The 5,042-nt window shown below is 45.7% G+C and carries 4 protein-coding genes; all 4 read right to left on the reverse strand.

The features are described from left to right. Positions 1-187 precede the first annotated feature (187 nt). Complete coding sequence (locus MLC70_RS18120) at positions 188-670, reverse strand: hypothetical protein (RefSeq protein WP_248185878.1); 483 nt, start codon at positions 668-670, stop codon at positions 188-190. Positions 671-672: 2 nt separating this feature from the next. Further along, positions 673-2,934, reverse strand: a complete 2,262-nt coding sequence (locus MLC70_RS18125) for a hypothetical protein (protein ID WP_248185881.1) — start codon at positions 2,932-2,934, stop codon at positions 673-675. Positions 2,935-3,161: 227 nt separating this feature from the next. Then, complete coding sequence (locus MLC70_RS18130) at positions 3,162-4,685, reverse strand: site-specific integrase (protein WP_248185884.1); 1,524 nt, start codon at positions 4,683-4,685, stop codon at positions 3,162-3,164. Between the two features lie 7 nt (positions 4,686-4,692). Continuing rightward, the coding region (locus tag MLC70_RS18135) for a hypothetical protein (protein WP_248185887.1) at positions 4,693-5,042 on the reverse strand (350 nt) is incomplete at its 5' end.

Genomic DNA, 5,042 nt, shown 5'->3' on the forward strand with positions numbered 1-5,042 from the left:
TAATCATAGTTTTTTGTACGTGATTTCTGGACACAAAACAACAAAAAATTGCAGGTTTTCGTACGAAGGGGCTAGGCGTCCAACAAACGACCTTTTTGTAGACATCAGGAAGGAAATAACAAAATCCAACATTGAACCGGCGGTTATAGCGTATTCTGAATACTCGAATCGAGTCCACTCCTTAACCTCATTTTTCCTCGCTGTTTTTTACTTGTCGTATCCGTGCAATCTCATCGATTGGAGCACTGATACTCAGACCTTCGATCAATGCGTGGATGTCTCTTGGTGTGTTTAGAAATGAGTCGAGCGCTTCAAGTTGTTGAGCCCGCACAAGCTCTAACTCCTCTTTCAACTCGATATTCTTTGCCTCTAAAAGTTCAATTCTCTGTTGCAAGACAGTGCGGGTGGCTGTCTTATATTTTGGTATCGAATCATTTTTTATCCGATTCTGCACTCCCTTTGCGCCTCTGAAGGCATCGGCAATGATTTTAATGCCGTCAAACTCCTTCTGGCTGAGCGCATTTCTCTTCAGCTTCACGCCAAAACGTTTAGTCGTGTGAGCTATCACGCTGTCCCAAGTTACTGGAATTCCAGCATCAGGAAATCGTTCGATCATGCGGGCGATTTTTCGAGCCAATTGTTCTGTCAGAACTTCCTTCCGTCCAGACATGACTATATATTTCCCGCGATTTTACCAGGGGGTATCTGATTTCTTTCAGCACTAGTTCCCTGGGGTTCCGGAGAGAAAACGGGATATTTCTCAATCAAAGCAGCTTCCTCAGTCAGTATCTCTTCTCTCCCTCCCTGGTCCTCTATGGCCAATTCCAGCGGCGGTTCGGCATGTCTTAGCGGGGCATGGTACTTGATGATTGCCCCATTTTTAATACTCACATCATCAAGTCGCGTTACCACTCCTCGTGCGACAAAAGCCTCCTCTAGACGGCTAGCTAATTGGCGATCTTTTAACAAGTCTCTGACTTCGAAAAAATGATCAACTAGATGGTTCGCAAGCTCCTCCAAATTCTTTCGATCTAATCCTTTTTCCACGAGGGTGACCATGTGATCCCCGAGAGCTGCTGGATCATCCGCCACACCTCGATTGTAAGTAAAAGCAAGGTTTTCGAGGTGACGTATAATAGTTTCGAAGAGCTGCTCAGCGCGAGCACGCGTTTCGTCATTGGTCGGTTTGTGGCCCTTAACATGGAAATTTTTATCACACCCCATACACGCACCACAGATATCGTTACTATAATTGCGGCAAGGCTTCTCATGGTGTTGATGTACGCAAGCCCCGAAAAGTGTGGGGTATAGAACAATAATTCCCTGACTACAAGTTGCTATTGGCCGATCTTCAACTGCTTGGCTGATAGCTTCCATTGAGGTAAAGGCAACTTCTGCATCATGTGCTGTCACAATTGCACGCTCAAGCCCGAATTGATCCTCCAGTTTTTCGACGGCCGCCATGCCATTCGAGAAATCAGAAAGTTTTTGAGTCTCCTGAGTTTCAGGCATTGATGATGCATGAGCTAAGGATCCGGCTGTCCTGAAGTCATATGCTTTGAGCTGTGCGAGACTGCTTCGGTTTGCCCACTTATTTATCACGACATCTGAGAGATTTTCCCCATGGATTTCCGCCTGTGTGGTTAGCCATCGACGCATATCGTGAAGTGCCATCGAAGCAAATTTGACCTGACCGTTCTCGGGAATAGTGATGTTCAGCTTTTCAAAAATAGTCGGAGGGTTTTCATAACCGGGTATGCCTGTACTCAGGCGTTTCAGCCGTTTTCTTATGGTCTGGTAGGTTACTGCTGTAGGCAAATAAGGCGAAGAACTATCGCTGCTGTCGCACAAAAACAGCATATTAGACAATTTACCTTGGTATAGATTGGCTGCCGTCACCTTTCGACAACCTTCCAACGCTTTATGCACTTTCTTTAAAAGATACTCTTCAAGAACTTTCCACTCCATACCGTATATTTTATGACGGTTGTTTATCTTACCGTCGCTTTGAAAGGTTTTTGGATTAGAGATGAGAAAACACTTTTTCCTTAAATCTTCCATGATGTTATCAGAGGCCGCGGATGGCGCATTCGGCGAAAGCCGGATAATCTGTGCCACTTCATGGCAAGTTACAAGGCCACCACGTAGGTGCTCCAGCTCATGGGGAAGATAAAGTTTGTCGGGATGCTTCTCATACCACCTGACTAACATCCTTGAGCGAGCACCGGCTTGTTTAATTCTTTCAATACAATAATTGAAAGCTTCAATCATAAAATTAAGAGCCGGTTTTGCCGCCCATTCAGCACCCTTGCTTCCTTTTTGGGTAATTACCAACATTTGATGAGCTGACGTTGCGTTTGAAGCCCCCGTTGATTGAATGTCATAGGGATCATCCAAGTAGTCCTCTATGACTGCGTAGTCATCGCAGCTCATCGTCAGGATCTCGTTTATTCGCGAGGGTGCACATAGTCCGATGGTGACTGCGCACATAGCTAGGCAATCGTGCGTACTCAGGATAGGTTTGCCATCTACGTCGACTGGATTATCGATAAACGCGTTGAATGCCTCGTTGAACGCTTCCATTTTTCGATCCAGGGTTTTGGATTTTGTGTCTTTAAACTCTCCAGCTTGCCAATTTCTAGCTACTAAAAGTTCCTGCCTAGAGCTCGCTAAGCGTCGATATCCCAATACAGGCATAACCCCCTTGCGTCCCAGGATCAAAATGTGTTTTTCAATGCCTGCGAGGGTAGCACCCAAAAAAGAATGCCTGCCGTAGTCTTTCCTCAAACAATCAAGAATATAAGCTTCAAAATCTCGCAAGTCCCGGATCCTGAGATCCCATATGGGAACGCTTTGTTTGATAGCAAAATTCCTCCAAGGAAGCTCTATCCTGCGAGTCTCTTTAGCCTTTCCAGATAAATAAAATTCAGCCATGAGGCACCGACAAACCTCTCGGTAACTCCTGTCACATTTCTCCATAGCCAAGAAGCTCTCTCTGAAGAAGAAGTCAGGCTGTTCCGTTTTATAAAGGGTTCTGATTCGCCAGATATCTGACTCAAAATCAATACTGGGGAAACGGACGGCCATTCGAGACCGACAACTGTCAAGCCAACTATCCAGGGCCTTTCGGTAATGAGGAGCATCAATAGACGTCGGGGCACTCATAATGACTTTGCCTCCCCATTTTGCTCATTTCGCAAAAGATCAATTGCATTCATAACAAGCACAATGTGAATTTTTGCTTGCCTCGCCTTATCAACTAGATGCTGAAAGGGTTTTCCTCGCCTGCTCATCTCTGCAATCTGTCCCTCAACAAGGCGAAGATTTATGCTGTGGTCTGCATCCCAGCATGGATTGAATCGAAAGCAGCCATAGCAGGCAATTGGGGCACTTTCACAGGCAATTGCATTCCCACATTCGCCCACATCCTCGAACCGCCCACTTACTCCGTCTTCTGCGCTGATTCGCCTCTCTTGAGCGACAGGATCTTTTTTGGATCGAATGTTCATTAGGGTTGGAAGGTGTTCGGCAAAGGCTGGCTTCATTGACTCTGAAAGCTCAAACATCAGCCCATGAAAAGCAATATCAACATAGTATTTGCAGGTGCTATCTGTTGCATGTTTGAGAACAGACTGAATGGTTTTAGAAGAAGCTCCCGTCTGAGCGAGAAGCGTCCCCAAAGTATGCCTGAGCTGATTGTTACCTAGCTGAATGTGCTCACCAAGTTTTACTTGCATAGCCCTCTGATAGCCCAGGGAAAACTGACTAGCACTGGAGTACATTCCATAATTTTCATTGGAGAATGTGCTTTTCCAAGCCCCACCTTCGGTAAGCTGTCGTGCTGGGAACAGCGCTAGCTTTTCAATATCGCTCTCCGAGACAAGATGCCCATACTTTTCTATTACGGCTTGTCGCTGCTTGGCCAGCAGTAACGCTAGAGCTTCACTGACTCGGTATCTGATTTTTGCAGGAGCATGCATCCTTGATTTCGAAGGCACAATATCAATAAAGTGCTGCTGAGACTTCGCATCGAATTTGAGGTCACCAAGGGTTATTTGTCTGTAGCTTTCGTTACGGGAAAATACTGCAAAGCAGAGATGCCCGAGCGAGTAATGCCCAAGATCGATCACTCCTTGCGCATAAGCTCTATCGAGAGAATCAAGAACCACTGCAACCGATGCGCGAGTCATCGCTTTGGCAATAATTCGGTCTATTGCAGATCCTCGCTTCCCTTTTTTTGGATCACTGGAAGGAAAATCACTCGCATGAAGCCCTCTGGCAAACAGCGGTGAATCAGGATCCCAATTAAATAAAATCTGGAGATATCTCAAATGGTAGGTTGCTAGGCTTTCAGCGTTTGCTGACAAACAAAGCAAAAACATTTCATCAATTATGGATATTTTTTCTCTGAAAGCTCCCGTTTCCCATACTTGCCAGAGGATTTTCCTTATATTCTGAGCTTCTTTTGAGAGCGTACTGAGTTTAAGAGTGCCAGCACGGTCAAAGAGCAAATCACGAAGATTGATCAGAAAACTATCGGTATAGCCTGAACGTAAACCAGAAAAATTGAAGGTAAATGATTCAATTCTTCTTTGGCTAACCGGCCCAACTTCACCCCGGACCTCTACTTGGAGCGGTTCTTCAGCCTCCCATTCAAATTCGGTGGCACCTATAGTTCTATTCACAGGCACGCTACCTCTCTTTTCTCTGTCTAAGTTTCTCTACCTGTTGCATCAGGCTCTGATGGAACTCAGAAAGAGTCACTTGAGCCTGATCAGACAACGCTCTAGCAGCATAGATTTCAGGCATTTTGCTTGTGACCGTCCACCCAAAACGAAGCTTCATTAAATCTTTTACTCTATCTGGAACATCCGCATATTCGTTCGGCCTTTGCGCACCTTGGGCTCGTGATATCTCTAAGCATTTTTGCGACAGGAAGAAACTCGCTGCAGAGTGCCGCAATACGTAAGCGTTCATTCCAAGACGTAGTTGACCTACTTCACGTCCCGGAGAGGTCTCAGTAACTCCGGCGAGACCTTGTA

The organism is Marinobacter goseongensis, assembly GCF_023156235.1.
GTDB classification, from domain to species: domain Bacteria; phylum Pseudomonadota; class Gammaproteobacteria; order Pseudomonadales; family Oleiphilaceae; genus Marinobacter; species Marinobacter goseongensis.